We start from the raw sequence: 890 nt of genomic DNA, 5'->3' as shown, positions 1-890 counted from the left end.
CACATCGGTCAAAGTGACGGCGCAATCGAGACAATACGCCAAAAGCTAGGAGCAAAGATTCTCGGTGTCACCTGTCACAACTCACTTGAATTGGCGAGTCAGGCTATTGATCAAGGCGCTGATTACTGCGCTTTTGGCGCAATGTTTCCATCACCGACCAAGCCCTCAGCAAAGCCGTGCTCACTTGCCACTTTGCAAGAGGCGAGTAAACTGCCGGTACCAATTTGTGCCATCGGCGGCATCAACACTGAAAACGCTCTACAAGTGCGTCATCACGGAGCAACCATGCTGGCCGTCATTTCGGGCGTGTTCGGGCAACCATCTATTCGTGCAAGCGCTCGGGCGTTTGCCTCACTTTATTAATATTGGAGTAAGACATGTCTCGTTCTGAGGACCTTTTTCTTGATGCACAAACCGTTATTCCTGGGGGCGTAAACTCGCCAGTACGTGCTTTTAAAGGTGTTGGCGGCAGCCCGCTATTCTTCGAAAAGGGCGAAGGCCCGTACTTGTTCGATGCCGATGAAAAACGCTACATCGATTATGTTGGGTCATGGGGTCCGATGATTACCGGTCACGCGAATAAAAGCGTTGTAGATGCGGTTCAAAAGCAATTGATACAAGGCTTGGGGTACGGTGCACCAACAGAGCTCGAAACACGCATGGCAAAGAAAGTATGCTCGTTGGTGCCATCAATAGAAAAGGTTCGCATGGTGAGCTCAGGTACCGAAGCAACGATGAGTGCAATTCGTCTTGCGCGCGGTTTCACCGGGCGAGACAAAATTGTTAAATTTGAGGGTTGTTATCATGGCCACTCAGACTCACTGCTCGTTAAAGCAGGTTCTGGCGCACTGACTCTTGGGGTTCCTAACTCCCCAGGCGTCCCGGCAAGT

The 890-nt window shown here is 51.0% G+C and carries 2 protein-coding genes; both read left to right on the top strand.

Annotated elements, in window-relative coordinates; all coding sequences use genetic code 11:
• A partial coding sequence (locus A3750_RS22610; protein ID WP_197475253.1) for a thiamine phosphate synthase occupies positions 1-363 on the top strand: 363 nt, incomplete at its 5' end.
• A 14-nt stretch (positions 364-377) separates the two neighbouring features.
• Positions 378-890, top strand: a 513-nt coding sequence (locus tag A3750_RS22605) for an aminotransferase class III-fold pyridoxal phosphate-dependent enzyme (protein WP_156498854.1), incomplete at its 3' end; no start/stop codon positions are given.

This window comes from Oleiphilus sp. HI0079 (assembly GCF_001635105.1).
The sequence above is the reverse complement of the archived record's forward strand: the minus strand, read 5'-3'. Positions and strand labels throughout refer to the sequence as shown.